Raw genomic sequence first — 25,700 nt, forward strand, 5'->3', positions numbered from 1 at the left:
GGCCCAGGGTTCGCCGGACGCGCGAACTCAGATCCAGGTAACGCCGCAGCTCGAGGATCTCCAGCGGGTCGAGGAGATCCTCTTCCATGAAGAGCCTCGCGATCAGCGGCTCGAGCTCGCCGATCTCGACAGGCCCCGGGTCGTATCCGGCGATCCAGAGGTCCCGCATCTGGCGCACGCGATCGAGCTCGCCCTCGACCGCGGCGCGATCGACGCACGGACGCAGGGCAAGTGCCCCCTGACGGCCCCGCGCCGAGTGGGCGCGTTCGGCGACCATCTGGCAGACCTTGGGAAACTCCAGCAGACCTAGTACGTGTTGGTTCACGAAAATGGCCGGCCCGGCGCGACCGGGCCGGCCTCGATAGGCGGTTTGGCCCGGATCTACCGGTACGAGCTCCGGCTCGAAGTGCCCTTTCTCCGAGCGGCGTTCTCCTTGCGCTTGCGCTTCTCGCTGGGCTTCTCGAAGTGCTGATGCTTGCGAACGTCCGCGAGGATGCCCGCCTTCTCGCACTTCTTCTTGAATCGCCGTAAGGCGCTCTCGAACGACTCGCCTTCCTTCACGCGAATCCCTGGCAAACTGGATCCCACCCCCTCACTGTGGATAGATTCGAGATGATCGGCGGGCCGCCCACGCAACCCAACCTTCTTGGTGATTGGAGACTATCGGCTCGGGCAAGGCGCTGTCAACCCCGCGGCAACGGCATCTCGACCCCGCGCGCACCCCGCTCTCCGGCCTCCCGCGAGGCTCGACATCCCCCGGCCGTGAAGGCCGCGGGAACCGCGCCTGCGGGTCGCCGGGCGAGACCGAGTCTTCCGGCGGGCGGGCGATTGCCCCTACACTGCACAGATGCGCGGCGAGCGAGCGCCCTTCGCGATCGCGCGGCGCCGGGCGGAAAGACCGGAGGACCCAGCATGGACGGCTACGTCGGGGTCGACTTCTACCGAATCGACGACCTCCTCACCGGCGAGGAGCGGATGATCCGAGACACGGTTCGCTCGTGGGTCGACGAACGCTTCCTGCCCGGGATCAACGGATGGGCGAAGGAAGCGCGCTTCCCAACAGAGCTGATTCCCGAGATCGCCGCCATGGGATTCCTGGGACCCCACATCCCGGGCGAGGGGAGCCCGAACCTCGGCCCGGTGGCCTACGGCTTGATCCAGCAGGAGCTCGAGCGGGGCGACAGCGGCCTGAGGAGCTTCGCCTCCGTGCAGGGCTCGCTGGTCATGTACCCGATCCACACCTTCGGGAGCGACGAGCAGCGCCGCCTCTGGCTTCCGCCTCTGCGCTCCGGCAAGGCGATCGGCTGCTTTGGCCTGACCGAAGCAGATGCCGGCTCGAATCCGGGCGCGATGCGCACGAGCGCGCGCAGGGACGGCAGCGGCTGGGTTCTCAACGGATCGAAGATGTGGATCACCAGCGGGTCGATCGCCGATCTCGCCGTCGTCTGGGCGCGCACCGAAGAGGGATTCCGCGGCTTTCTCGTCGAGGCCGGAACGCCTGGGTTCTCCGCTCACGAGATCAAGACGAAGTGGAGCCTCAAGGCCTCCGTGACTTCGGAGCTCGTCTTCGAGGACTGCCGCCTGGGGACCGAGGCGATGCTACCGGGCGCGATCGGGCTGAAGGCGCCGCTCGATTGCCTCACGCAGGCGCGCTACGGGATCGCCTGGGGCGCGATGGGTGCGGCGATGGCCTGCTACCACGAGGCCCTGCGCTACGCAATGACGCGGGCGCAGTTCGATGGGCCGATCGCCAAGCACCAGATCGTCCAGGAGAGGCTCGTCGAGATGCTGGCGGCGATCACCAAGGGCCAGCTCCTCGCCTATCGCCTCGGTCGCATGAAGGAAGAAGGGAAGGCGCGCTTCCACCACGTCTCTCTCGCGAAGAGAGAGAACGTCCGCGCCGCCCTGACGATCGCACGCGACGCGCGCGATCTGCTTGGCGCCAGCGGGATCACGGACGAGTACCCGGTGGGCCGGCACCTGGTCAATCTCGAGTCGGTCTCGACCTATGAGGGAACGCACACCGTCCACGCGCTCATCCTGGGCGCCTCGATCACCGGGATCGAGGCATACCGCTAGCGGCAGGAAGGAGGAAACCTTGCGTTACGAGCGTCTCGTCTCGCCGGCGGAGGGGCGACCCATCGAGGTCAGGGACGGACGCCTCGAAGTGCCCGACCATGTGATCCTCCCCTTCATCGAAGGGGACGGCATCGGCCGAGATCTCTGGGGGGCATCGAGGCTGGTCTTCGACGCGGCCGTCGCCCGCGTCTATCGGGGCGAGAGGAAGGTGGCCTGGTTCGAAGTCTACGCCGGGGAGAAGGCGACCCGTGTCTATGGCGAGACGACATGGCTGCCGTCCGACACGCTCGCGGCGATCCGCGACTACCGCGTAGCGATCAAGGGCCCCCTCACGACCCCCGTCGGAGGCGGGATCCGCAGCCTCAACGTTGCGCTCCGGCAGGAGCTCGACCTCTACGCCTGCGTTCGCCCCGTCTCCTGGATCCCCGGAGTCCCCTCCCCCGTCCGCGAGCCGCAGAAGCTCGACATCGTCATCTTCCGCGAGAACATGGAGGACCTCTACAGGGGGATCGAGTGGGCGGAGGGGACGGCGGAGGCGCGCGGGCTGATCCGCTACATCGCCGAGCGGCTGGGCAAGGAGATCCCGATCGACTCCGGGATCGGCATCAAGCCGATCAGCGTATCGGGGACCCGTAGGCTGGTCCGCCTGGCGATCCGCCACGCGATCGAGCACGGACGCAGGCGCGTCACATTGGTCCACAAGGGGAACATCATGAAGTTCACGGAGGGGGCATTCCGGGACTGGGGATACAGCCTGGCGCGGGAGGAGTTCCCCGACCGCGTCGTCCTGGAGGACGACCTCGGAGGCAAGCCGATCCCCGCGGGGAAGATCCTCGTCAACGACCGGATCGCCGATTCGATGTTCCAGCAGATCCTGCTCCGGCCCGACGAGTACGAGGTCCTGGCGACGCCGAACCTGAACGGCGACTACCTGAGCGACGCCTGCGCGGCGCAGGTCGGCGGCCTCGGCATGGCCCCCGGATCGAATGTCGGCGATTGCATCGGCCTCTTCGAGGCCACGCATGGGACCGCTCCCAAATATGCGGGACAGGACAAGGTCAACCCGGGATCGCTCATCCTCTCGGGAGCGATGATGTTCGATTACATCGGCTGGCCGGAGGCCGCCCGCGTCATCCGCGGGGCTCTCGCGGCGGCCGTGTCGCGCGGACAGGTGACCTACGACCTTCACAGGCAGATGGAGGGAGCGACCCTCCTGTCGACCTCCGGCTTCGCGAAGGCCATCGTCTCGGCGATGGAGGAGGTGTGAGCATGGGCAAGTCGATGCGCGCCGGCCGCTGCGCTGGGATGTCGCGTCTCGCTCCTTCTAAGGTCTTTGTCCAGGCGCTCGCGGTCGCGCTCCTGCTTTCCGCGACGCCGGCCGCGGCATCGATCCGCTTCGCGGGAGCGCCGGGAATCGGATACCGGTTTCCGATCGATTCGGGCCTCGCCGACCTCTATGGATCGGCCCCGTCGCTCCATGCCGCGGGGGAGGTCTTGATCGAACCTCTCCCCTTCTCGACTGCCGTCGAGGTCGGTTACTCATGGTCCAAGTGCGATCACGCGGGCGCTCCCTTCTTCGTCGCATCCGCCGAATCGAAGCTGCAGCTCGTGCCGATCGAGATCCTCTTCCGGCTGCCGCTGCGCGACGGGCCCCTCGCGCCGCATGCGGGAGTCGGCCTCGAGCTGCTCTGGATCAAGGAGTCCTTCCGCTACAAGCTCCTCGGAGAGCAGGGAGATCGAGACGCCGCGGGAAGCCTCCATCCGGGCCTGGTCCTCGTGGCGGGCGCCCAGCGGAACCGCTCGCCGAAGCTCAGGCTGGAAGGGTACGCGAGCATCGTCAGCGCCAAGAAGAAGGTGACTCGCGGCGAGACGTACGAACCTTCGAACGCCGAGAAGGTCAACGCGGGATCTCTCGGGCTTCGGATCTACTGGAGGCTCCCATGAACGGACGCATCGCGCGCCTCGCCGTTCTCTTCCTGTCCCTGTCGGCCGCGCAGGCTGCCGCGGCATCGGCTTCTGAGCCGGGGAGCGGAGGCACCCGCCTCGAGCCCTTCCTGGCGAGGCTGGCCGCGGGGAATGAGGCAAAGGCGGTTCCCCCCGCACCTCCTTTCATCGCATGGGACGAGGAGGAGGCGGTCCGCCTGCGCGCCCGCGTGCTCCTTCTGCGCGAGCCGGAGTTCGATTGGCGGGAGCTGCGGGCCGCCTGCGAGGGCCTCTCCCCCTCGATGGAGTGGGAGGGCGAGGGGCGCGAGGTCGCTCAGGCCGTGATCGCCTGGCGCGATCTGCCGGTCATCGCTGAGCTGCCCGGCCTTCGCTATCTCTTCCGTCCCCCCGCCGGAGTCCCCTGCGCCGAGGTCGAGACGGAAGGGCTCGCGGGGATGCTCGTGCCGGAGTTCCGGGAGGCCTGCCCCGGCTGCGCGGGCGTGGGAAGCAGGATCGCGATCCTGGACAAGGGATTCGCCGACTATGAGCGATTTGTCGGGACCGAGCTCCCGGAGGATCTTGTCGTCCGCTCCTTCTTCGACAGCCCCGAGGGGAACGGAGACATCGGAGGAGGAGGAGAGGACCACGGCGTCGCGTGCGCCGAGATCGTCCACGACATCGCCCCGGGAGCGCGGCTCTACCTCGTCAATGTGAACACGGTTCTCGATCTGGAGAAGGCGGTCGACTGGCTGATCGAGGAGCACGTCTCGGTCATCAGCCACTCCCTAGGCTGGTATTTCGGGAACCTCGAGGGGATCGGGCCGATCAACGACATCGCCGACAGGGCCGCGCGCAGCGACATCCTCTGGGTCAACTCGTCCGGAAACGAGGCGGAGCGCCACACGTGGACCCGATGGCGCGACGAGGACGGCGACGGCAGCCTCGAGTTCGATGCCGCGGGCGACGAGCGTCTCGACTTCGCCAATCTCCGGACCGGCCAGGATCTGGTCCTCATCCTGCTCTGGGATGAGTGGCCGATCGCCTCCGCCACCGATCTCACACTAGAACTGGTCGATGAGGGGGATCAGGTCCTGGCGTCGAGCGAAGCGTATCCTTTCGCCTACAGGTATCTCGCATGGACCTCGACCGACGGACGCCCCGTCGCGGCCCGCGTGCGGCGCGCGCGGGGGAACATGGGGAGCCGAGCGGTCCACGTCTTCCGCGTCGGATCGGGCGTCACCATGGAGGAGCATGCAAGGCCCGACCGCAGCCTGCTGGTTCCATCGGACAGCCCCTCGGTGATCGCCGTCGGGGCGACCTACTGGATGGACGAGACGCTCGACTCCTACAGCAGCCGCGGCGCCACGGACGGGTCGGGCCCCGTCAAGCCGGAGCTCTGCGCGCCCGTGGGAGTCTCCACGGCGATCTACGGAGGCGGAGGCTTCCGCGGCACATCGGCCGCCGCCCCGCACGTCGCGGGTGCGGCCGGCCTGCTTGTCTCCTCGGGGATCAGGGGGGGCTTCCGCGATCTGCAGTGGACGCGCGAGGAGCTGGTCACGCTGCTCAGCAAGGCGGCGAAGCCCCCTTCGCAGATCAATCCGCCGATCACGCCGCTCGCCTGGGGAATCGTGCGGCTCCCGACGCCCGCTCCCGCCGCTCTGCGGCGCGCCCCGACTCTCTTGGGCAATCCCACGTCCGGATCCGTCGGCTGGATCGGCCCATGCCGGGATGCGCTCATCCTGGACTGCGCGGGACGAGCGGTCGCGCGGGGCCGCGACGGCCGATGGGACGGGCGGGATCTCGGAGGGCGTCAGGCGGCTCCCGGGATCTACTGGCTCTCGTGCGACGGATCGGCGGCCGCGCGGATCGTCTGGATGGGGCGCTGAGGGGATCGTCTGGCTGGTGCGCTGAGGGGATCGACGGCATCCGCGGCATGAGGCCGCGCGCGATCCGCGCTCCAGCCCCCGATTGCCATTGACCGCAGCGAGAGGCCACGATAGCCTTGGTGTTCGCCAATTTCGGACAACAGATCGGCCGGAACCAACAGGGGCGTCACAGATGAAGGCCTTGGCAGAGAAGATTCGCGCCGCGCGCAGCATTCTGCTCTCCACCCACAAGGATCCCGATGGCGACGGGATCGGCGCGGTCCTCGCCCTCGCCCTCGCCCTCCGCGGAGCGGGCACCGAGATCCATGTCCGCCTGCCCGATCCGGTTCCGGAGCGCTTCCGCTTCCTCGATCCGGAGGGGATCCTCGTCCATCTCGAGAATGGCCGGGAGGATCTCGGGTGCCCTCCTCCCGATCTGGCCCTCATGATCGACACGCACCAGTGGGCGCTGCTCGGCAGGGTCGGAGAGCTGATCCGATCCTCCGGAGTTCCCGTCCTGTTCCTCGACCATCACCCCGTCCGCGGCGCCGTGCGTGCCGACGTCTACGGGAATCCCGACTCCTGTTCGACCGGCGAGCTGGTCTACCGCCTCATCCTGCACTACCTCGATCTGCCGATCGACGCGAGGATCGCCACCTGCCTCTATGCCAGCGTGGCCTATGACACCCACTCGTTCCGCTACGTGCGCAACAGCCCCTCCCCGCACATCGTGGCCGCCGACCTGATCTCGAGAGGAGTCGACGCCACCGAGGTCTACCGGCATCTCTTCGCGAGCAACCCCGTCGGCAAGATGCGCCTGCTCGGCCGTCTCCTGGGCGCGATCCAGATCGAGGAGGAGGGGGAGCTGGCCCTTGTCGGGCTGCCTCTCGACTGGATGCGCCAGCACGAGGTCTGCGAGGACGATCTGCGCGACACCGTCAACTTCATGCTCGAGTTCAATCATGTCGAGGTCGCGGTCCTTCTGCGAGAAGTCGAGGGCGGGGAGACGAGGGTCTCCTTCCGCTCGAAGGGAAGGACCGAGATCCACGAGGCCGCCCTGAGTCTGGGAGGCGGCGGCCACGCCTTCGCCGCCGGGGCGACCGTCGCCGGCACCCTGGATGAGGCGCGGGCGAGAGTTCTCGACGCCGTGATTCCCCTGATCCGCAGGACGAAGGGATCGCCCTGCGGATCGTAGAGATAGGCCGCTGTCCGATCCGGCATCAGGCCGCGATTCGTGCGACGCCCCGCTCGGGGCGAGAGAGGTGAGAGGATGGACGAGATCCTGTCCCAGGAGAACCGAGAGTACCGCGCGCGCACTCGGGAGTTCGCCGAGAAGGTGATCCGGCCCGTGGCCGCGGAGTACGACCGCAAGCAGGAATACCCGTGGGAGATCCACGAGGCGCTCAAGAAGGCCGGGCTGACCGGCGTCTGGATCCCGAAGGAATACGGAGGGCACGGGGCGGGCCTGCTGAATCTCTGCATCGTCATCGAGGAGCTCTCCCGCGCCTGTGGCGGGATCGGTGTCGCCTACGCGGTCAACGCGCTCGGCTCCTTCCCGATCCTCCTCGCCGGCACCGAAGAGCAGAAGAAGAAGTACCTCACGCCTGTGGCGCGCGGCGAGGCCATGATCTCCTTCGGCCTCTCGGAGCGGGATGCCGGAAGCGACGCGGGCAGCCTCCGCTGCTCCGCCCGGCGAGACGGCGACCACTACATCCTCAACGGGCACAAGAAGTGGAACACCAACGGCGGGATCGCCACCTACTACACCGTCTTCTGCCGGACCGATCCGGCCTCCAAGGGCCCGCGCGGGCTCTCAGCCATCGTCGTCGAGAAGCCGACGCCCGGATTCAGCATCGGCAAGATCGAGGACAAGATGGGAATCCGCTGCGTGCCGGTCGTCGAGCTGGAGTTCGACAACTGCCGCGTGCCGGCCGCCAACATGCTCGGCGAGGAAGGCAAGGGCTTCCGCATCGCCATGGAGACCCTCGATCGGGCCCGCCCGGGCGTCGCCGCCCAGGCGGTCGGACTCGCGCAGGGAGCCATGGAGGTCGCCATCCGCCACACCTCGGAGCGCCGCCAGTTCGACGTGCAGATCCTCTCCTTCCAGGGGATCCAGTGGATGGTGGCGGACATGGGGACGCAGACGGAGGCGGCGCGCCAGCTCGTCTACACCACGGCAAGGGCTGTCGACGCGCAGGTGAAGAACATCTCCAAGATCTCGGCGATGTGCAAGGTCTTCGCGACCGACACGGCGATGAAGGTGACGACCGACGCCGTCCAGCTGATGGGCGGCTACGGCTTCATGAAGGACTTCCCCGCCGAGAAGTACATGCGCGACGCGAAGATCACCCAGATCTACGAGGGGACCAACCAGGTCCAGCGGATCGTGATCAGCCGGGCCATGATCAAGGAACTCGGCGTGACCGTCTGACGATCGGGAAAGGGAGCCCCTGGAGGCTCCGCCTGACGACACTCCGACAGGCCCTCCGGCGCCGCGGCCCGCGCGGCGGCCCGGGGGGCCTTACGGCGCCGCCCCCGCGCATCTTCCCCGAACGGCGCGGAGGCCCGGGCGGCGCGGCAGCGAAGCAGGGCTAAACTCCCCAGTCCCGACCGCCGATAACGGAGTGGCGCCGGGCCGGACTGGCCCGGGAAGGCGACAACACAGATGTACACACCCTCGGGTCGCGTGGACGCGGGCTCTGGACGCCGCCGGATAGGCGTGCGCGTCCTGATCGGCCTGTTCCTTGCAGCGTCGCAGCTGGGCGGCGCGGCCGCGCCCGCCCTGGCCTCTGCCACGGCGTCGGCTTCGCTCTCGACGGAAGTGGCCGTCCTGCTGAAGATCCTCACCTTCGACCAGACGACCCCCGGCCGTGCCGAGGACGAGCTTCTCATCGTCGTGATCGAGCAGCCGCGCGAGTCGACATCGGTCGCCGCCGCGACCGATGTGCTCCAGGAGCTCGCCCCCTATGAGGGACAAACGGTCGCCGGCCGGCGGCTGCGGGCCGAGCGGCGGGCGATCCGAGATCTGCTCGCGCGCGATGACGGCTCGGTTGAGGTCGTCTACCTGACCGAGGGCGTGCAGGGGAGCATCCCGGAGATCCTTGAGTGGACGCGCCGCAACGGATGCCTCTCGTTCGCCGGGGTGCCGGGCTGGGAGCGCCGGGGCATCGGGATCTGGCTGGGCGAGAAGGACAACTCCCCCAACATCATGGTCAATCTTCTACAGGTTCGGGGCGAGGGACGCGAGTTCGACGCGCGATTCCTCGCCGTGGCGACGCTGCAGCAGTAGGCGCCCCTCTCGCGCCGTGGGGCGGGCGCGCCGCCCCCCGCGTCAGCGCCTCGACCCTCTCTCCCGCATTTCCCCCGCCATCGCCTTGATCTCCGCCAGATCCTGCACCAGCTCGCTCCATCCGTACCAGAACGCGTAGTCCGGGTTCGCGTGGAAGGCCCCCTGGAAAGCGCGCATTCGGTGCTCGAGGAACATGCGGCACGTCTGGCAGGCCTGCGGCTGGCGGGCCTCCTTGACCGAGAAGTGGCAGCCCCCGCAGCCTCTCATGCCGCTCGTGAAAGCCATCGGCTGGTGGTGGAGCGTCGGCGTCGCCTTCATGGCCGCCCACGCCAGCGCGTGCTTGCCCTCCATGAACTGGCTGACCCGCTCTTCGTGGCAGGCGCGGCAGGTCTCGGGCGTCGGCATGAGGACCTTCGCCACGTCCTCTGCGCCCGCGTGGGCCTCCCCGTGGCGGGGCTCAGAGCGTGGCGCGCTTTCCCGTTCTCTGGTACTCCTTCAGCTTCCGGGAGACGACAGCGCGGCGGAGGGGACTCAGGTAGTCGACGAAGAGCACCCCGTTCAGGTGATCGATCTCGTGCTGCAGCACGCGCGCGAGCAAGCCGTCGAACTCCTCTTCCCGGTCCTTCCCCTTGCCGTCGGCGAAGCGCAGGAAGATCTTCTCGGGCCGGGAGATCTCAGCGTTCAGTCCCGGGACGCTGAGACAACCCTCGTCGTAGATCGACTCCCCGACCGCCTCGACGATCGTGGGATTGATGAAGATCCTCGGCGTTCCCTTCGGGGCCCGCGCGCCCACGTCGGCCACCAGCATCCTGATCGGGCGGCCCACCTGCACGGCGGCAAGGCCGATCCCCTCCGCATCCCGCATCGTCTCGAGCATGTCGAGCGCGAAGGAAAGAAGGGCGGCATCTATCTTCTCGACGGGCGCCGACTTGGTGCGCAGGATCGGGTCGCCGTAGATCCGAATCGGCAAGAGGGCCATCTGTCGAGACCGATCCATGCGGGTCACGGCTTCTCCTTCAGAAGGTCCGGATGAAGGCGGCCGTTTCCCTTGATCAGGGTCGATCCCTTCTCCCTCTTCTCAAGCCAGGGGATCAGATCCTCCACATGCCCGAGGAGGCGCTTCAGACGGGCATTCTCGCTGGTCATCTCGAGCATCTCCTGGCGGAGGTCGATCGAGGGCCGGAACCTTGCGCCGAGGCGAAAGCTCCAACGCAGTCCGCGCGGCGGAGGATCGACCGGCACGTCCCCCACGACGTCAGCGTACTTCCTGTACAGCTCGTCCAGGCGGTCCTCGACGCCATGGTCGATCTGTTCCGACTCCTCCTGGATCGGGGCGACCTCCCCCTCGAGGTAGCCGTCCTCATGCTCGCTGGTAGGGCCGATCGCGATCCGCTCCAGCGCCTGGAGCAGGATGTCGGACTTGCCGTCGGGGTAGCGCTTGAGGGTCCGCTCGATCCTCGACTCCGCGCCGACCTTCGCCACGACGCCGTCACGATAGCGGACGATCACAAGATGGAGCGACTCTTGGACGCAGCGCCCGATCATCTTGCGATAGCGCGGCTCGAAGATGTGCAGCCGGATCTCCTCCCCCGGAAAGAGGGCGAGGTCGAGGGGAAAGAGAGGGATCCTCTTCATCAGGTCCCGCCCCCGCGCGCCGCCGTCCCTGCGCAGGTCACGCCTAGTGCCCCCCCGCCAGATGCCTCTCCGCGTCGAGAGCCGCCATGCAGCCGCTTCCCGCCGCCGAGATCGCCTGCCGGTAGACGTGATCCTGCACGTCGCCCGCAGCGAAAACGCCGGCGATGTTCGTTCGGGTCGACCTCGGCTCGGTGAGGACATATCCGTTCTCGTCGAGATCGATCTGCCCCTTGAATGGGAGGGTGTTCGGGACGTGCCCGATGGCGAGGAAGAGTCCCCCGACCGGCAGGACCTCTTCCCTGCCCGTGACGACATCCTTGCAGCGCACCCCCGTCACCTTCTTCTGGGCGACATCGAGCACCTCGGTCACGACCGAGTTCCAGCGGAAGTCGATCTTCGGATTCTGGCGGGCGCGCTCCTGCATCGCCTTCGAGGCCCGGAGGGCGTCCCGGCGGTGGATCACGGTCACCTTGGCCGCGAACTTGGTGAGGAAAGTCGCCTCCTCCATGGCGGTGTCGCCGCCCCCGATCACCGCGATCTCCTTGCCGCGGAAGAAGAATCCATCGCATGTCGCGCAGGCGCTGACGCCATGCCCCATGAGGGCCTTCTCTGACGGGATCCCGAGCCACCGGGCCGTCGCCCCGGTCGCGATGATCAGGGCGTCGCAAGTCAGCTCTTCTCCCTCGAGGACAATCCTCTTCGGGCTGGATCGCAGGTCGGTCGCCGTGACGTTGCCGTTGATCGTCTTCGCCCCGAACTTCTCAGCCTGCTCTCGCAAGCGGGCCATCAGCTCGGGACCGGTGATTCCCTCGGGGAAGCCCGGGAAGTTCTCGACCTCGGTCGTGATCATGAGCTGGCCGCCCGGCTGCATCCCGTCCACGACCAGGGGTTCGAGATCGGCCCGGGCGGCATAGAGGGCTGCCGTGAGCCCCGCGGGGCCCGTTCCGAGAATCACTAGACGATGATGACTCACTTGCCGCTCCTCCTCTGACTCTAGCCGCCCCAGTGCCGCAGGAGGTCCACGATCAGGCGAACCCCATACCCGCTCGGCCCCTTGGGGAGATGAGGACGGTCCTTCTCCCAGTAGGCCGTCCCCGCGATATCGATGTGCGCCCAGGGGATCCCATCGACGAAGTTGCCCAGGAAGGCGCCTCCGATGATCGTCCCGCCCCCCGCGCTGGCGTCTCCGATGTTCTTCAGATCGGCGAAGTCGCTCTTCAGGTGATCGTTCATCTCCTCCCAGATCGGGAGGCGCCAGAGCCTGTCGCCGCTCCGCTTGCTCGCATCCTCGATCCGGGCCGCCAGCGGCTCGTCGTTCGAGAGGAGCCCCGCCCCGTAGTGACCCAGGGCGATCACGACGGCCCCCGTCAACGTGGCCATGTCCACGATGGCGGCCGGCTTGTGGACGCGCGCCACGTAGGAGAGCGCGTCCGCCAGGATCAGGCGGCCCTCCGCGTCGCAGTTCTGGATCTCGATCGTCTTGCCGGAGTAGCTGCGCAGGATGTCCCCCGGCTTGTAGGCGCCTCCTCCCGGGAGGTTCTCCGTCGCCGGGACCGCGCCCACGACGTTCACCTTGACGCCCGCCTCCTTGAGGACCGACATGATCCCCAGCACCGCGGCGCCCCCGCACATGTCGAACTTCATGTCCTCCATCTTGGCCGACGGCTTGATCGAGATTCCGCCGGCATCGAAGGTGAGGCCCTTGCCGACGACGGCAACCGTGGATGCCCCGGGATCGCCCGCGGAGTACTCGAGAAGAATGAACCGCGGCTCTTCGTGAGACCCCTTCGCCACTCCCAGAAGCGCCCCCATGCCCAGATCCTTCATCTTGGCGCGATCGAAGATGGTGCAGCGCAGCGAGCGGGCCGGGTCGGCGGCCAAGCGCTCCGCCTCTGCGGCGAGGAACGAGGGAGTCGCGTGATTGCCCGGGTGGGCCGCGAGGGTTCGCACGTAGTTGACCGCCAGGCCGACAGCGCGGGCCCGGGAGAAGCCGCCTTCGGCGGCGGAGCGGATTCGCTCATCCGGCACGAGGATCTCGAGGGTCCCGAGCGTCTTGATCTTCTCTCGGTCCTTCGTCTTGAATTCGACGTACTGGAAGGTCCCGAGCAGCGCCCCCTCGACGAAGGCCTCGGCAGCCTCCTCGGCCGAGATCTCGGTTCCCTGCCCAAAAAGGAAGGCGCAGGCCCTGGCCACGCCGAGGTCGCGGCAGCGGCGCGCGGCCGTCGCCGCAGAGGAGCGGATCCTCTCTCTCGTGAGGCCGGCCTGCTTGCCGAGGCCGACGAGCAGAATCCGCCGCGCGGGGCCCTGCGTGGGGTAGAGAAGAAGCGCCTCGTTCGCCTCCCCCTTGAAGTCCTTCGTCTCGATCGCTCTGCGGAGAGCCCCTCCGGCCGCCTTGTCCAGGGCCTCCGTGACCGCTGTCGGATCGGCCCCCTCATGAATGCCGAGAACGACGATGTCCGCCTCGGCTCTCGATGGATCCCCCACCGCGAGCTTCACTTCCCCGATCGAGCTGAATGACATATCCCCTCCATGTGCTCGGCTGCTATCACTTGCGAAAGAACAAGATATCCTACGAATCGCGCACGCGCGATGTCAACGACGCAGCGGCGCGGGAGCCGTTCCGGACGGCTCGCTGCGACGAGCCTCGGTCCGGCCACGGCCCGTGAAGGCGCCCCGTGCTTTCGGCCCGTGCTCGCATCCATTGGACTGAGCGGGCCTTCTCCCGTCCTTGGGGGTGATCCCACTTCCGTGGGTGTCCCCGGGGTGTCATGGGAGGGTCACCGGTCATGCACGCAAGAGCCGCCCGCCTGGATCACACCGCGCAGCCCGGGAGGATTTCGCGCTCCGCCCGTTGCGTGGCGATCTCCGTCATCGCCCTGTCTCTGAATCCCCTGACTGGAGGGGTCTCCCTTGCCTGGTTCACGGGATTCACTCTTCCGGAGCGCACGCTCGCTTCCATCTCGACCGTGCGCCCCGAGGACGAAACCCTCCCCGAAATCGTGGCGGCCCGTCTGGAGGAGCCGCCGTCGATCCGCGTGGATGGCCGCCTGGACGATGCCGCCTGGCGGGCCGTCGAGCCGGGAGGCGATTTCCGCGCCTGGGATCCCGATCGCGGAGCCGGCGGACACGTATGACTTGATCCCATCCGCCGTGGACGGGTTTCAGGTTGAAGACTTCGACTTCCGTTACGCCTCGGCGAATCTGAATGCCGTCTTCCGGTGGGAGTACAGGCCCGGGAGCACCCTGTTCCTCGTCTGGACCCACGGGCGCGAGTCCTACAGCGAGAGGAGATTCGGGAGCGATCCTGAGCGCTTTGACAACTCCGTCTCGACCGATGCCCTGTTCAGAAACGAGCCGGAAAACAGATTCCTCGCCAAGATCACCTACTGGTTCCCGATCTAGCGGCCGGCGGGCGCGGGAAGCGTTCTCAGGCCGCCTGGCGTCCCCCCTGCTGCTCCCGGCTCGGAGTCGCGGCGGCGGAGGGGAGCCAGCGCTGCAGGAGTCGCATGAGATCGCTGCGCTCGATCGGCTTGGCGAGGAAGTCGACGCAGCCTGCCTCGTGGCAGCGTCTTCGGTCTTCAGTTCCGACGTGCGCCGTCATGGCCACGACCGGGAGATGCTCCCGCCCCGCCATCCTGTGGATCGCCCGCGTCGCGTGATAACCGTCCATCCCGGGCATCTGGATGTCCATCAGGACCAGGCTTGGGCTCTCTTTCTTGACATGCTCCAGGGCGTCGGCGGCGTTCTTGACCCCGTGCCAGGGCAGATTGAAGGACGCGAGCATCCGGCAGACCAGATCGAGGTTCTCCGCGTGGTCCTCCACGACCAGGATCGGACGATCCGGCCGGCCGATCGTTCCCTTCTGGTCGGCGTCCGATCGGGCCGGGTCGGCGAAGCCGGTCGAAAGGGCGATCCGTCCGTGAGATCCGCAGGTGTGGATCGCGTTGAGCATCCATCGCAATCTCGCCTCCGCCTGCGGACGGAACTCGAGGGCATGCTCGCGCCAGGCGGAGTCCAGCGCCTCGCACCATCCCTTGCGTTCCCCGCGGGGGTAGCGGAGGGCGAGGATGAGCCTGGTGGCGCGATCGGCCACGTCGCGCCAGAGAGCGAGGGCGCGGGCGGGATCTCGGGCGAGGTCGAGCAGGAGAACGACGATCTCCTCCGCGTCCATGAGCGATGAGATCTCATCGCCGCCCGCCGCAATGACCCGCAGCCCGCGATCCTCGAAAGCGTCCCTCGCCCAGTAGGCCCCCGTCGTGTCCTGCGGATCGACGAGAAGCCTCTTGCGCCCAGGGGGGAACGGGTCGAGGGCCCGCATGAGACGGACAACGCTCCGTGGACCCAGGCTCTCGCCGACCGGGATGATCCGTCCCATCGAGACGACGTCCGCTCCCGGCGGGCTGGCCATGAGAAACCACGCGACGCGGTCACCGGCGAGGGAGGCCGACTCCGCAACGGCGCGAAGGGAGTCGGACAGGCCTCCTGCGGCCGAGACGACGCAGGCGAACGGCTCGGCCGTCTCCAGGGCGCGCTGCAACTCCGATTCCGTCGACGTCACCTGGATCCGGTAGCCCCAGCTCGCGAGCTCATCCTCTCCCGGCGTCGAGGCCGCGGGCGCCCGGTGGATCAAGAGCGGCAGGCCGCGATCGCCCTGAGCGGCCGAACCCGCCGTCGCGCCGCCCGCAGGTCCGGCGGCTCGGGCCGTCAGAGGAAGCGTGAAGAGGAAGGTCGACCCCTTCTCCGGCGAGGCCTCCACCCAGATCGTCCCGCCCATGAGCTCGACCAGCCGGCGCGAGATGGCGAGACCCAGCCCCGTCCCGCCGCGGCGCCGGGCGATCCCCGTCTCGAGCTGCACGAAGGCCTCGAAGATCCTCTCGCTCTGCTCCGCCGGGATCCCGGGGCCTCGATCGCTCACCGAGAAGAGGAGGAAGCGTCCGCTTCGACCGGGACGATCCCCTTCGGTCCCCGACTGGAAGAGAAGGCTCACGCGAAGCTCGATCTTCCCCCCGGCGTACTTCGCCGCGTTCGAGAGAAGGTTCAGCAACACCTGCTGCACCTTCATCCTGTCGATCACGACATCCTCCGGAAGGGACGGATCCAGATCGAGAGTGAAGGTGCAGGGCGTCTCGGCGACCTCGGAGTCTACGATCTCGAGCACCTCCTCCAGCGTGGTCCGCAGGGGCAGCGCCTCGAGATCGAGGTAGAACCTCCCGGCGGCGAAGCGCGAGAAGTCGAGGATGTTGCCGATCAGCTGCTTCAGGGTGCGACCCCCGCGGAGGATGCTCTCCGCAAACGACCGCGTGTTCCCCGACGTGGCGGGCTCCATCAGCAGCAGATCGGCGAATCCGATGATGCTGGTGAGCGGAGTCCTGAGCTCGTGCGAGACCGTCGCGAGGAACATGTCCTTCGCTCGAAGAGTCTCCTCCGCGGTTTCGCGGGCCTTGATGAGCTCGTCGGTGAAGAGCTTTCGCTCCGTGACGTCCCGCTCGGTCGAGACGAAACCGAGGACCTGCCCTGCGTCGTCCCTGATCGGAGAGATCGTCATGTCAGCGATGTAGATCCCGCCGTCCTTCTTGCGATTGACGACCTCTCCCTGCCACTCCTCGCCGCGGGACAAGTTCTCCCAGATGACCCGGGCTGTGTGGGGCTTGCCGGGCATCGGCTGGAGGAAGCGAGAGCGCCTCCCGAGGAGCTGGGAGGAGGAATAGCCGCTCGTCTGGACGAACGCGGGGTTGACGTACTCGATTCTCCCCCGCCGGTCGGTGATCACGATGCCGTCGAGGCTTGCGTCGACCGCGCGCGCCAGTCGAAGCTGGTGATGCAGGGCTCTCCGCTGCTCAGTCAGGTCGGTCATGGAGACGACCACACCTTCAGTGACCTCCCCGACGCGGAGCGGGACGGCCTGGACGAAGAGCAGCCGCGGGCTTCCGCCGACCGCGATCTCGATCTCCTCTTGGAATGTCTCGCCCTGCTCTATGATGGCCCGCAGCATCGCGACTCTCTGCGCGCGCGTCCCCGGGTCACCGATCAGATCAGGCACCGACAGGCCTACCGGATCGGGGGCGGTCGCCCCTGGCCGGAGACCTCCCGTGAAAGACTGGACGAAGCGGCGGAAGGAGGAGTTCGACTCCCGGACTTGGAGGTCGAGATCGAGGCAGCAGACCATCTGGGTGAGCGACTCCAGAACCGCCTCGCTGCGCAGCCTCGCGCGCTCGACCTGCTGCTCCAAGGCGACGCGCCTGATGACCTCGCGAATGGTCCGGCGGAGCGTCTCGCCGAAGCCTCGATCCATGGTCTTCAGAAGGTAGTCGTAGGCGCCCGCGTGGAAGAACTCGACGACCGTCTTCTCGTCTCCCTGCCCGGTGAGGATGATCACGGGCCGGCGCCTCTCTCTGTTGACCTCCCGCAAGACCTCGAGCCCGTTGCGGCCGGGAAGACAGTAGTCGAGAAGGATCGCGTCGAAGACGCCCTCGTCGATCCGGCGCACGGCGCTCTCGGGATCCCCCGACGTCTCCAGGAGGATCCTGGGATCGCGGCTCGCCCTGAGGAGCTGGGCGATGAGACGCACGTGGTCGTCGTTGTCGTCGACCAGAAGGACGCGAACCGCCTCGCTGGAGCTTGGCGACAGCCCGGATGCGTTGGATGACAACGGAAGTCCCTCCCAGGATCCATCGGCCGATTCCAGGCCGGCCTTGAGAAGGGCGGATCTGAGCGGTGGAAGGGGCGTGTCCGGGGACCCCGGCGGTTCCCGAAGCCCCGGGCCGCGAACACGAACCTGGCGGGGCGCAGGGAACCGTCGCGGCCCGCGCCCCTCGCCGGGCGTCTTCGCTCGGCCTGCCGTCGCGCGGCCTCGCTCCCCGGGCTCCGTTGAGAGGCGTCTAGAGGCTTCTCGACACCGCCGGGCGCGCGGATGCCCGCGCCCACTCGGAGATGCGCGCGTGCAGCCGATCGGGCGACAGGCCGGCCCGATCGAGGAGGATGGATCTCGCGCCGTGCTCGATGAATCGATCGGGCAGACCCAGCTGCAGCACCGGGACTCCGGCGGAGAGCTCATGCACCCTCCGCGCGATCGCCGGTCCGAAACCGCCAACGAGGGAGCCTTCCTCGAGAGTCACGATCCGTCCGGCGCTCCTGACGATCGACGAGAGCATCGTCTCGTCCAGCGGCTTCACGAATCGACAACTCACAACCCCCACACGCGCGCCGGTCGCGTCGAGCCGTTCCGCGCAGGCGAGGGCTGGATCGACCATCGATCCGACCGCGAGGAGAACAATGGAGTCCCCCGGCCGCAGTCTCTCCCAGGATCCGATCGGGACCGCTTCCAGATCCATGGCGTCCAGCTCGGCAAGGTCGATACCGTCCGGGATCGTTCCCCGGGGATACCGGATCGCGAAGGGGCCCTCGTCTCGCTGCAGTGCGGTGTAAAGGAGGTTCGCGAGGTCCCGCGCGTTGCGCGGCGCGGCCACCGTCATACCGGGAACGATGCCGAGATAGGAGAGGTCGAACGCCCCGTGATGCGTCGGGCCGTCCTCCCCGACCAGGCCGGCCCTGTCGATGCAGAAGACGACCGGGAGTTGTTGCAGGGCGACGTCATGGATGATCTGGTCGTAGGCGCGCTGGAGAAAGGAGGAGTAGATGGCGGCCACCGGCCTGAGCCCGCGGGTGGCGACCCCCGCCGAGAAGAGCGTCGCGTGCGCCTCCGCGATCCCGACATCGAAGAACCTCCCGGGGAATCTGCGGCTGAACTCGACGAGCCCCGTCCCCTCCGCCATCGCGGCCGTGACGGCGACGACTCTCCGATCCTCCGCCGCGAGTCTGCAGATCACCCGCCCGAAAGCATCGGTGTAGGTCGGTTTCGAGGGAGCGGGCTCGAGCTTGCCGTTCTTCTGGAACATCGGGGTCGCGCCCCTGACGCCGTGGTACCTCTGCGGGTCCCCCTCGGCCGGAGCGATCCCCTTCCCCTTTCGTGTCACGACGTGCAGGAGGACCGGACCTTCCATCTTCTTGACGCGATCGATGACAGAGAGAAGCATGCGCAGGTCGTGCCCGTCGATCGGGCCGAGGTAGCGGAATCCGAAGTCCTCGAAGAGCATCCCGGGGACGAGGAGCGCCTTCAGGCTCTCCTCGATCTTGCGAACCATCTTGCGGAAGCTCTCGGTCTTGGGGAAGCGTTCGGAGAGCTGCCAGACCTCCGCCTTCGCCCTGTTGAAGAGGGGGCTCGAGATGATGTTCGTCAGGTATCTCGAGATCGCCCCCACGTTCGGGGAGATCGACATCTTGTTGTCGTTCAGAATGACGACGAGGCGCCGTCCGGCGGCTCCCGCGTTGTTCAGCCCCTCGTAGGAGAGCCCGCCCGTCATTCCGCCGTCGCCGACGACGGCGACGACGTGAAAGTCCTCCCCGTTCAGATCGCGGGCCGTGGCGATGCCGAGGGCCGCTGAGATCGCGGTGCTCGCGTGCCCCGCCCCGAACGCGTCATAGGGGCTCTCGCTCCGCTTGCAGAAGCCGCTTACGCCTCCGAGCTGGCGGATCGTCGCCAGGGCCTCACGCCGTCCGGTCAGCACCTTGTGGATGTAGCACTGATGGCCCACATCCCAGACGATCTGGTCGCGCGGGGTGTCATAGAGGTAGTGCAGGGCGACGGTCAGCTCGACGACGCCCAGGCTCGCGGCGAGATGCCCTCCCACCTGGCTGATCGTCTCCCAGACGTACGCGCGGAGCTCGGCGCAGAGTCGATTCAGATCCTCGACCGATAGGCACTTCAGGTCCTCGGGGCTGTCGATCCGCGAGAGAAGCGATGGTTGGGGTTCGGACATACCAGATCAACGCTAGGACTCCTTGTCACCGGGTGTCAAGGAGCGCGACGCGAGGGCCCGGGCGGGCTCCCCTCCCTCCCCGTCCCCCGCCAGATCCCTCTGCCGCGCGGGGGAAGGGGGCCCTTCTTGAGCCGCCGGGAGCCGTGCGGTATCGTGCCGGAGGAACAAAGGAGGCCATGATGGGAACCACCAAGGTCGGCGTGATCCTTTCGGGGTGCGGCGTGAAGGACGGAAGCGAAATCCACGAGGCGGTCTTCACGCTGCTCGAAATCGCAAGAAACGGAGCCGAGGCCGTGTGCATGGCTCCGGACACGACGAGCGCGGTGGTCGATCACTTGAAGGGCGAGGCCACGGGCGAGAAACGCAACGCCCTCATCGAGGCGGCGCGAATCGCCCGCGGCCGGATCCGCGATCTGCGGCAGGTCCGGGCCGCCGATCTGGACGCGATCATCGTCCCCGGTGGACTCGGCGCCGCCAGCGTTCTATGCGACTTCGCCGCGAAGGGAAGGGACTGCGCGGCCCACCCGGAGGTGGAGCGGATCCTCCTCGAAATGCACGGCGCGGGAAAGCCGATCGGAGCGATCTGCATTGCCCCCGCGCTCCTGGCGAGCATCTTCGGGAGGAAAGGCGCTCCCATCCAGATCACCATCGGATCGGACGCCGGGACGGCGGCGAAGCTCGAGTCGATGGGCGTTCGGCATGCGAACCGGGGAGTCCGCGAGATCTGCGTCGACTCGGCCAACAAGATCGTGACGACGCCGGCCTACATGCTCGCGGAGACGATCGATCAGACGGCCGACGGCATCGCCCTTCTCGTGAAGGAGGTCGTGCGGCTGGCGCCCTAGGAGCGACAGGTGGGCATGAATCGAAAGCAGATCGCGGCGGCGCTGGAGGAGATCTCCGTCCTGCTGGAGCTGCGCGGAGAGAATCCCTTCAAGTCCCGCGCCTTCGCCTCGGCGGCCCGCGCGATCGAGACGCTCGAGCGCGCGCCGGAGGAGCTCCTCGAGGAAGGGCTCCTCACCTCGATCCGGGGAATCGGCAAGTCGACGGCCGAGCAGATCGAGGCTCTCTGCCGACGGGGCCGCTCCCCGCTCCTCGACGAGCTTCGGGCCGTCCTGCCGGAGGAGCTGCGGCGGATGCTCTCGATCCCCGGTCTCGGGCCCAAGCGGCTGCGGGCGATCCACGAGGCCCTCGGCGTGGCGAGCCTCTCGGATCTGGAGTACGCGATCCACGAGAACCGTCTCCGGACGCTTCCGGGCTTCGGCGCCAAGAGCGAGGAGAACCTGCTGCGCGCCGTGCAGGCATTCCACCGCGGGGAGGGACGATTCCTGCTCCCGGCGGCCTGGAAGGCCGCGGAGGAGGTCCTCTCCCGCGATCTCGCAGGGACGGGGAGAGTCGAGATCGCAGGAGAGCTGCGCAGGCAGCTCGAGACGATCTCTGAGGTCCTCTTCATCGTGGAGATCCCCGTGGCGGGCGGCGCGGTCCCCGAATCGCCGGCGACCGAGAGCGGAGTCCCATGCAGGACGATCTCCGTCCCGGCCGCCGCCTTCGACGCCTGCTGGCTCTGGAAGAGTTCGGCTCCGGCACACCGCGAGGACCTGGCCTCCCGCGCGGCCGCTCTGGGCTTGTCGCTCGGCCCTGGCGGCTTCCGTGAAGGCGGGGAGGTCCGCGGAGCGACGGAGGAGGAGATCTACGAGGCGCTCGGCCTGCCCTTCTTCCACCCCCTGCTCAGGGAAGGGCCGGTCGGCGACTCCACTCCCCCGCGGACGCTCGCCGGACCCGAGGCGATCCACGGCGTCTTCCACGTCCACACGACGGAGAGCGACGGGACGGGAACGCTCGAGCAGATGGTCGCCGAGGCCGAGAGGCTGGGCTACCGCTGGATCGGGATCGCGGACCACTCGCGCTCGGCCTTCTATGCCAACGGACTCTCGGAAGAGCGCCTCCGCGCGCAGCGGAAGGCGATCGACGCGATCCAGGGGGCGCACCCGGCGATCCGGATCTTCCATGGAGTCGAGTCGGACATCCTCCCGGACGGCTCGCTCGACTATTCCGACGAGATGCTCGCGGAACTGGATTTCGTCGTCGCCTCCATCCACAGCCGGATGAAGATGGAGCGGCGAGCGATGACCGATCGGATCGAGCGCGCCCTCAACCACCCGGCGACGACCCACTGGGGGCACCCCACCGGACGGCTCCTCCTCGGCCGCGAACCCTACGATTGCGATCTGGAGCGACTGCTGCGCGTCTCTGCGGAAGCCGGAGTCTCCGTGGAGTTCAACGCCCATCCCCAGCGGCTGGACCTGGATTGGCGGTGGATCTCGAGGGCGCTCGCCCTGGGAATCCGGATCTCGGTCAACCCCGACGCCCACGCCCCGGAAGGGCTGGCGGACGCGCGTCTCACCGTCGGCACGGCCGCCAAGGGAGGACTCACGCCGCGTGAGATGTTGAACAGCCTGAGCGCGGAGGAGATCGCGGGCTGGCTCGCCTCGAAGCGGGGACGCGGGGGCCCGGGGGCATGAGAGCGACGGGAAAGACGGAGGCGGGGCGCGTCGCCGCGATCAGGCCGCTCGCCCGCTGGATCGCCGGCCGGCTCGCGCGGGCCTATCCGGAGGCCCGCTGCACGCTCGATCATGCCACCCCGCTCGAGCTGTACGTCGCCACGGTTCTATCGGCCCAGTGCACCGACGCCCGCGTGAACCAGGTCACCCCCGAGCTGTTCCGGCGCTGCCCGACTCCCGAGGCCTACCTCGAGCTGGGTCAGGCGGGTCTCGAGAAGATGATCCACAGCACCGGCTTCTTCAGGAACAAGGCGAAGAGCATCCTGGGCACCTGCGCGCGAATGGTCGAGGCCTTCGGCGGCGAGGTCCCCTCGTCCATGGACGAGCTCCTCACTCTCCCCGGCGTCGGCCGCAAGACCGCGAATGTCATCCTGGGCGCGTCGTTCGGCCGGCAAGAGGGGATCGCCGTCGACACGCACGTCGCGCGCGTCAGCCGGAGGCTGGGTCTCACGGACCAGGAGGATCCCGTGAAGATCGAGGCCGACCTGATGGCGCTGTTCCCTCGGACGGACTGGACATCGCTCTCGCACCGGATCATCTTGCACGGGCGGCAGGTCTGCGCGGCCCGGGCGCCCAGGTGCGATGCGTGCCTGCTGGCGCAGCGGTGCCCCTTCGCCGCGCGGGGTCGCGGGACGCCTTCGGGGGCCCGGCACGGTCGCTAGGCAGGGCGTCGGCTGCGCGGAGCCCGCCGGGTGGGGTCGAGGACGGGCGCGGTAGCACGATCCGCCGCTACAGGGTCCCTCGTCATGGCTCCCCCCGCGGGGATCAGACCTGGCGCACCTTCACTCGCAACCATGCCCGAGCGGTCTGGGCATGCGACTTCCTCACCCAGCACACCGCCCTCTTCGCTGTCGCCTATCTGTTCGTTGTCATGGAAATCGAGTCCCGGCGCATCGTCCACGTCAACGTCATTCGCAATCCCGCACTGGCCTGGACGAAAGAGCAGATCCGCTCCTGGCAAGAGGGATCGCGAAGCCCGTAACGCAGCGGTCCCTCGAGCGCCTCACGGCCGCACGAGGGGACCGCCCCTGGTTCCGCTTGCGGAGCGATCGGTGCTGCTCTATCCTGGTCGCAAGCGCATTCGGCCTCATCATGTGGAGGGCCCATGAGTTCACATCGCCACAGGTGGGTCATGACTGATCTGCGGGCCGGCTATCTCGTCGCCGAAGCCTGCTATGAGTGCGGCGCCCGCAGTTCCTTCTTCTCTGGCGAACCGGTCCCGCCTGTCGACGAGTACAAGGAAGGCCGCCACTACTGGATCTACCAAGGGAGCTTCCAGGCAGTGAAGTTCCATCTCAAGTGCACGGAGTGCGGCCGGCAGGTGGATCTCGATGACATGACGGCCCTCATGATGTCCACCTGCGACGACCCCGCGTGCCCCGTCGGACGGCTCGTCACGAAGCAGAGCCCGGGGTCGTGGGTGTACGTGGCCCTGTGCGGAAACAGCAAGCATCCCTCGGGGCGCTGCGTGAGCCCTGAGGGGATCGAGGCGTTGAACGAGTACTTCAACCAAGACGCGGAGGCCAGCGCTCGGAGGATCACCGTCGTCCCCTGCAGCATGTGCAGCAGCGTGGATACCTGTGAGGGGACCATCATCGCTGACACGGGTCTGACAGAGATCTACTAGGGGCGATGGCGGTGCCAGGCAACCCGGCCTCACGGAAAGGAAGAAGGCTGATGAAGGTTTCCGAGATCGTCGCAATGACGGACATAAGGCCGATCAACGAATACAGAGACAGAGACGTGGATCAAGTCTACATCTCCGACATGGTCTCGGACATCATCACGGGCGCGAAAGCCAACAGCGTTCTCATCACGCTACAGACTCACAAGAGCCTGGTCGCGGCGGCGAACCTCGTGAACGTGGCCATGGTCGTCATCGTCAGAGGCAGGAAACCAACGGAGGACGTGATCGAGCTGGCCAACAGGGCCGGCATCGGCCTCTTCACCTATGACCTCGACACCTGGGCGTTCGCCAAGAAGCTCACGGAACTTGGGTACTGAGGCACCCGAGTTTCGCAACATGCTCTCTGACCGGTTCGCGGCTTCGGCCCCTGCCGCGGACAACGCGAGGGAGCGATGAAAACCGCCGTCGTTCCCCCCCGCCCCGATCTGAGCGGTTTCGACGGAGATCCCGCCGACCTGATCCCCGTTCTCCAGACGATCCAATCGCTCGACGGCTTCGTTTCCGAGGAGTCCGTCCGCCTGGTATCCCGGTGGCTCAAGGTCTCTGAGAACGAGATTTACGGAGTCGCGACGTTCTTCTCCCAATTCCGATTCACGAAGCCCGGGGAGCATGTCATCAGGGTCTGCCTGGGCACCGCCTGCCACGTGAAAGGCGGCGAGCAGATCATGGACGTCTTCCGCCGTCGCCTCGGGATCGAGCCGGGCGACGCGACGCCCGACGGCAAGTATCAACTCGAGCGAGTGGCATGCCTGGGTTGCTGCGCCCTGGCCCCTGTGCTCGTTGTGGATGCGAGGGTCCACAGCCAGGCCTCCGTCCTGAAAATCCAGAATCTGCTGGGAAGGCAAGCGAGCGGTGAAGACTCTTGATGCGCCCAGAAGACGCGCGCTGAAGAGCTGGAGCGGGCTTCAGAACCGCGAGGACCCCGTTCTATACGTGGGCGCGGCCTCTTGCGGTCTGGCAGCCGGGGCTGCCGAGGTGACTCGAGCGATCGAGGAGCACCTGGCCGCCAGAGGATTCAGAGCGGATATCGTCCGCGTCGGGTGCATCGGTCCGTGCTACCTGGAACCGCTTGTGGACATCCAGATGCCGGGAAAGCCCCGCGTGAGCTACTCGAACGTCACTCCAGAGATCGCCTGCGCTCTGCTTGACGCTTTTCTCGAGCGCGGAGAGGTCTTCAGGCGCCACCTTGTGGGCCACCTCGGCGAAGACGGGTACGGTGGCATCCCCCGATTCTTCGATCATCCGATGCTCGCTCGACAGGCCCGCGTCGTTCTGCGCAACTGCGGGATCATCGACCCGGCCAGCATCGACCACTACCTGGCCCGTGACGGATACGAGGCGATCGAGAGCGCCCTCTCCCGGTCCTGGACCGATGTCCTGGAAACCGTCAAGAGCGCGGGACTCCGGGGGCGTGGCGGCGCGGGCTTCCCGACCTGGCGCAAATGGCTCACGTGCCGCGAGACCGAGAGCGACTGCCGCTATCTGATATGCAACGCGGACGAAGGCGATCCGGGGGCGTTCATGAACCGTTCCCTTCTCGAAGGGGATCCGCACGCGGTCCTCGAGGGGATGCTGATCGCAGGGTATGCAATCGGCGCGTCCCATGGATATGTCTACGTGAGGGCCGAGTATCCGCTGGCCGTCCAGAGGTTGCGGACGGCCATTTCTCAGATGAGAGAGATCGGGGTCCTGGGCGAGCGGATCCTCGGAAGCGATTTCAGCTTCGATATCAGAATCAAGGAGGGCGCAGGGGCGTTCGTCTGCGGAGAGGAGACCGCACTCATCGCGAGCATTGAAGGACGCAGGGGAATGCCGCGCACGCGTCCTCCCTTTCCGGCCAGCGAG

24 protein-coding genes and 1 pseudogene are annotated in these 25,700 nt (G+C 67.5%); 16 read left to right on the forward strand and 9 right to left on the reverse strand.

All coding sequences use genetic code 11. The features are described from left to right. Window positions 1-325, reverse strand: a 325-nt coding sequence (locus FJY88_04595; GenBank protein ID MBM3286614.1) for a hypothetical protein, incomplete at its 3' end; no start/stop codon positions are given. 56 nt (window positions 326-381) lie between these two features. Next, complete coding sequence (rpsU, locus tag FJY88_04600; GenBank protein MBM3286615.1) at window positions 382-576, reverse strand: 30S ribosomal protein S21; 195 nt, start codon at window positions 574-576, stop codon at window positions 382-384. A gap of 336 nt (window positions 577-912) precedes the next feature. On the opposite strand from rpsU, the gene FJY88_04605 reads away from it, so the two are divergent. From FJY88_04605 to FJY88_04635, 7 genes are all read left to right on the forward strand, one after another. Next, entirely contained in the window at window positions 913-2,079 is a 1,167-nt protein-coding gene (locus tag FJY88_04605) for an acyl-CoA dehydrogenase (protein MBM3286616.1), read from the forward strand. Further along, entirely contained in the window at window positions 2,009-3,346 is a 1,338-nt protein-coding gene (gene icd / locus FJY88_04610; GenBank protein ID MBM3286617.1) for an isocitrate dehydrogenase (NADP(+)), read from the forward strand. Before FJY88_04605 ends, icd begins: the two co-directional genes overlap by 71 nt. Window positions 3,347-3,348: 2 nt before the next feature. Continuing rightward, a complete protein-coding gene (locus tag FJY88_04615; protein MBM3286618.1) occupies window positions 3,349-4,023 on the forward strand; it encodes a hypothetical protein in 675 nt (224 codons plus the stop codon). Further along, window positions 4,020-5,888 (forward strand): hypothetical protein, encoded by a 1,869-nt coding sequence (locus FJY88_04620; GenBank protein ID MBM3286619.1) that lies wholly within the window; start codon window positions 4,020-4,022, stop codon window positions 5,886-5,888. The genes FJY88_04615 and FJY88_04620 overlap by 4 nt, the downstream gene beginning before the upstream one ends. A gap of 172 nt (window positions 5,889-6,060) precedes the next feature. Then, complete coding sequence (locus FJY88_04625; protein ID MBM3286620.1) at window positions 6,061-7,062, forward strand: hypothetical protein; 1,002 nt, start codon at window positions 6,061-6,063, stop codon at window positions 7,060-7,062. A 75-nt stretch (window positions 7,063-7,137) separates the two neighbouring features. Then, a complete protein-coding gene (locus tag FJY88_04630) occupies window positions 7,138-8,298 on the forward strand; it encodes an acyl-CoA dehydrogenase (protein ID MBM3286621.1) in 1,161 nt (386 codons plus the stop codon). A gap of 234 nt (window positions 8,299-8,532) precedes the next feature. Beyond that, on the forward strand, window positions 8,533-9,156 hold the full coding sequence (locus tag FJY88_04635; GenBank protein ID MBM3286622.1) for a YfiR family protein: 624 nt from the start codon (window positions 8,533-8,535) through the stop codon (window positions 9,154-9,156). A gap of 42 nt (window positions 9,157-9,198) precedes the next feature. Here FJY88_04635 and FJY88_04640 read toward each other — a convergent pair. The 5 genes and pseudogenes from FJY88_04640 to FJY88_04660 form a co-directional block, all read right to left on the reverse strand. Beyond that, window positions 9,199-9,606 (reverse strand): annotated as a pseudogene (locus tag FJY88_04640) (hypothetical protein). Window positions 9,607-9,613: 7 nt separating this feature from the next. Continuing rightward, window positions 9,614-10,153, reverse strand: a complete 540-nt coding sequence (def, locus tag FJY88_04645) for a peptide deformylase (protein MBM3286623.1) — start codon at window positions 10,151-10,153, stop codon at window positions 9,614-9,616. Between the two features lie 5 nt (window positions 10,154-10,158). Next, window positions 10,159-10,791 (reverse strand): hypothetical protein, encoded by a 633-nt coding sequence (locus FJY88_04650; GenBank protein ID MBM3286624.1) that lies wholly within the window; start codon window positions 10,789-10,791, stop codon window positions 10,159-10,161. 43 nt (window positions 10,792-10,834) lie between these two features. Further along, window positions 10,835-11,797 carry a thioredoxin-disulfide reductase gene (gene trxB, locus FJY88_04655; protein MBM3286625.1) on the reverse strand — a complete coding sequence of 321 codons (963 nt, stop codon included), beginning with the start codon at window positions 11,795-11,797 and terminating at the stop codon, window positions 10,835-10,837. Further along, entirely contained in the window at window positions 11,785-13,311 is a 1,527-nt protein-coding gene (locus FJY88_04660) for a leucyl aminopeptidase (GenBank protein MBM3286626.1), read from the reverse strand. The genes trxB and FJY88_04660 overlap by 13 nt, the downstream gene beginning before the upstream one ends. Window positions 13,312-13,577: 266 nt before the next feature. Between FJY88_04660 and FJY88_04665 the strand changes: the two genes are divergently transcribed. Next, entirely contained in the window at window positions 13,578-13,925 is a 348-nt protein-coding gene (locus FJY88_04665; protein ID MBM3286627.1) for a hypothetical protein, read from the forward strand. 1 nt (window position 13,926) lies between these two features. Continuing rightward, window positions 13,927-14,193 carry a hypothetical protein gene (locus FJY88_04670; GenBank protein ID MBM3286628.1) on the forward strand — a complete coding sequence of 89 codons (267 nt, stop codon included), beginning with the start codon at window positions 13,927-13,929 and terminating at the stop codon, window positions 14,191-14,193. A gap of 25 nt (window positions 14,194-14,218) precedes the next feature. Here FJY88_04670 and FJY88_04675 read toward each other — a convergent pair whose 3' ends face one another. Together FJY88_04675 and dxs are read right to left on the reverse strand one after the other, a co-directional pair. Next, window positions 14,219-17,845, reverse strand: coding sequence for a response regulator (locus FJY88_04675; GenBank protein ID MBM3286629.1), 3,627 nt, complete (start codon window positions 17,843-17,845; stop codon window positions 14,219-14,221). Further along, window positions 17,670-19,607 (reverse strand): 1-deoxy-D-xylulose-5-phosphate synthase, encoded by a 1,938-nt coding sequence (gene dxs / locus FJY88_04680; protein ID MBM3286630.1) that lies wholly within the window; start codon window positions 19,605-19,607, stop codon window positions 17,670-17,672. Before dxs ends, FJY88_04675 begins: the two co-directional genes overlap by 176 nt. Window positions 19,608-19,786: 179 nt before the next feature. Between dxs and elbB the strand changes: the two genes are divergently transcribed. The 7 genes from elbB to FJY88_04715 form a co-directional block, all read left to right on the forward strand. Beyond that, entirely contained in the window at window positions 19,787-20,452 is a 666-nt protein-coding gene (gene elbB, locus FJY88_04685; protein ID MBM3286631.1) for an isoprenoid biosynthesis glyoxalase ElbB, read from the forward strand. 15 nt (window positions 20,453-20,467) lie between these two features. After that, complete coding sequence (locus FJY88_04690; protein ID MBM3286632.1) at window positions 20,468-22,129, forward strand: histidinol-phosphatase; 1,662 nt, start codon at window positions 20,468-20,470, stop codon at window positions 22,127-22,129. Continuing rightward, the gene (gene nth / locus FJY88_04695) at window positions 22,126-22,830 is read left to right on the forward strand and encodes an endonuclease III (protein MBM3286633.1); all 705 of its coding nucleotides are present in this window, start codon (window positions 22,126-22,128) and stop codon (window positions 22,828-22,830) included. Before FJY88_04690 ends, nth begins: the two co-directional genes overlap by 4 nt. Before the next feature lie 443 nt (window positions 22,831-23,273). Next, window positions 23,274-23,795, forward strand: coding sequence for a hypothetical protein (locus tag FJY88_04700; GenBank protein MBM3286634.1), 522 nt, complete (start codon window positions 23,274-23,276; stop codon window positions 23,793-23,795). Between the two features lie 5 nt (window positions 23,796-23,800). After that, on the forward strand, window positions 23,801-24,172 hold the full coding sequence (locus tag FJY88_04705; protein MBM3286635.1) for a serine kinase: 372 nt from the start codon (window positions 23,801-23,803) through the stop codon (window positions 24,170-24,172). Window positions 24,173-24,247: 75 nt separating this feature from the next. After that, a complete protein-coding gene (locus FJY88_04710) occupies window positions 24,248-24,721 on the forward strand; it encodes an NAD(P)H-dependent oxidoreductase subunit E (GenBank protein ID MBM3286636.1) in 474 nt (157 codons plus the stop codon). Continuing rightward, the coding region (locus FJY88_04715) for an NADH-quinone oxidoreductase subunit F (GenBank protein ID MBM3286637.1) at window positions 24,708-25,700 on the forward strand (993 nt) is incomplete at its 3' end. The genes FJY88_04710 and FJY88_04715, both read left to right, overlap by 14 nt.

The sequence above is a fragment of the Candidatus Eisenbacteria bacterium genome, assembly GCA_016867495.1.
Lineage (GTDB): Bacteria > Eisenbacteria > RBG-16-71-46 > CAIMUX01 > VGJL01 > VGJL01.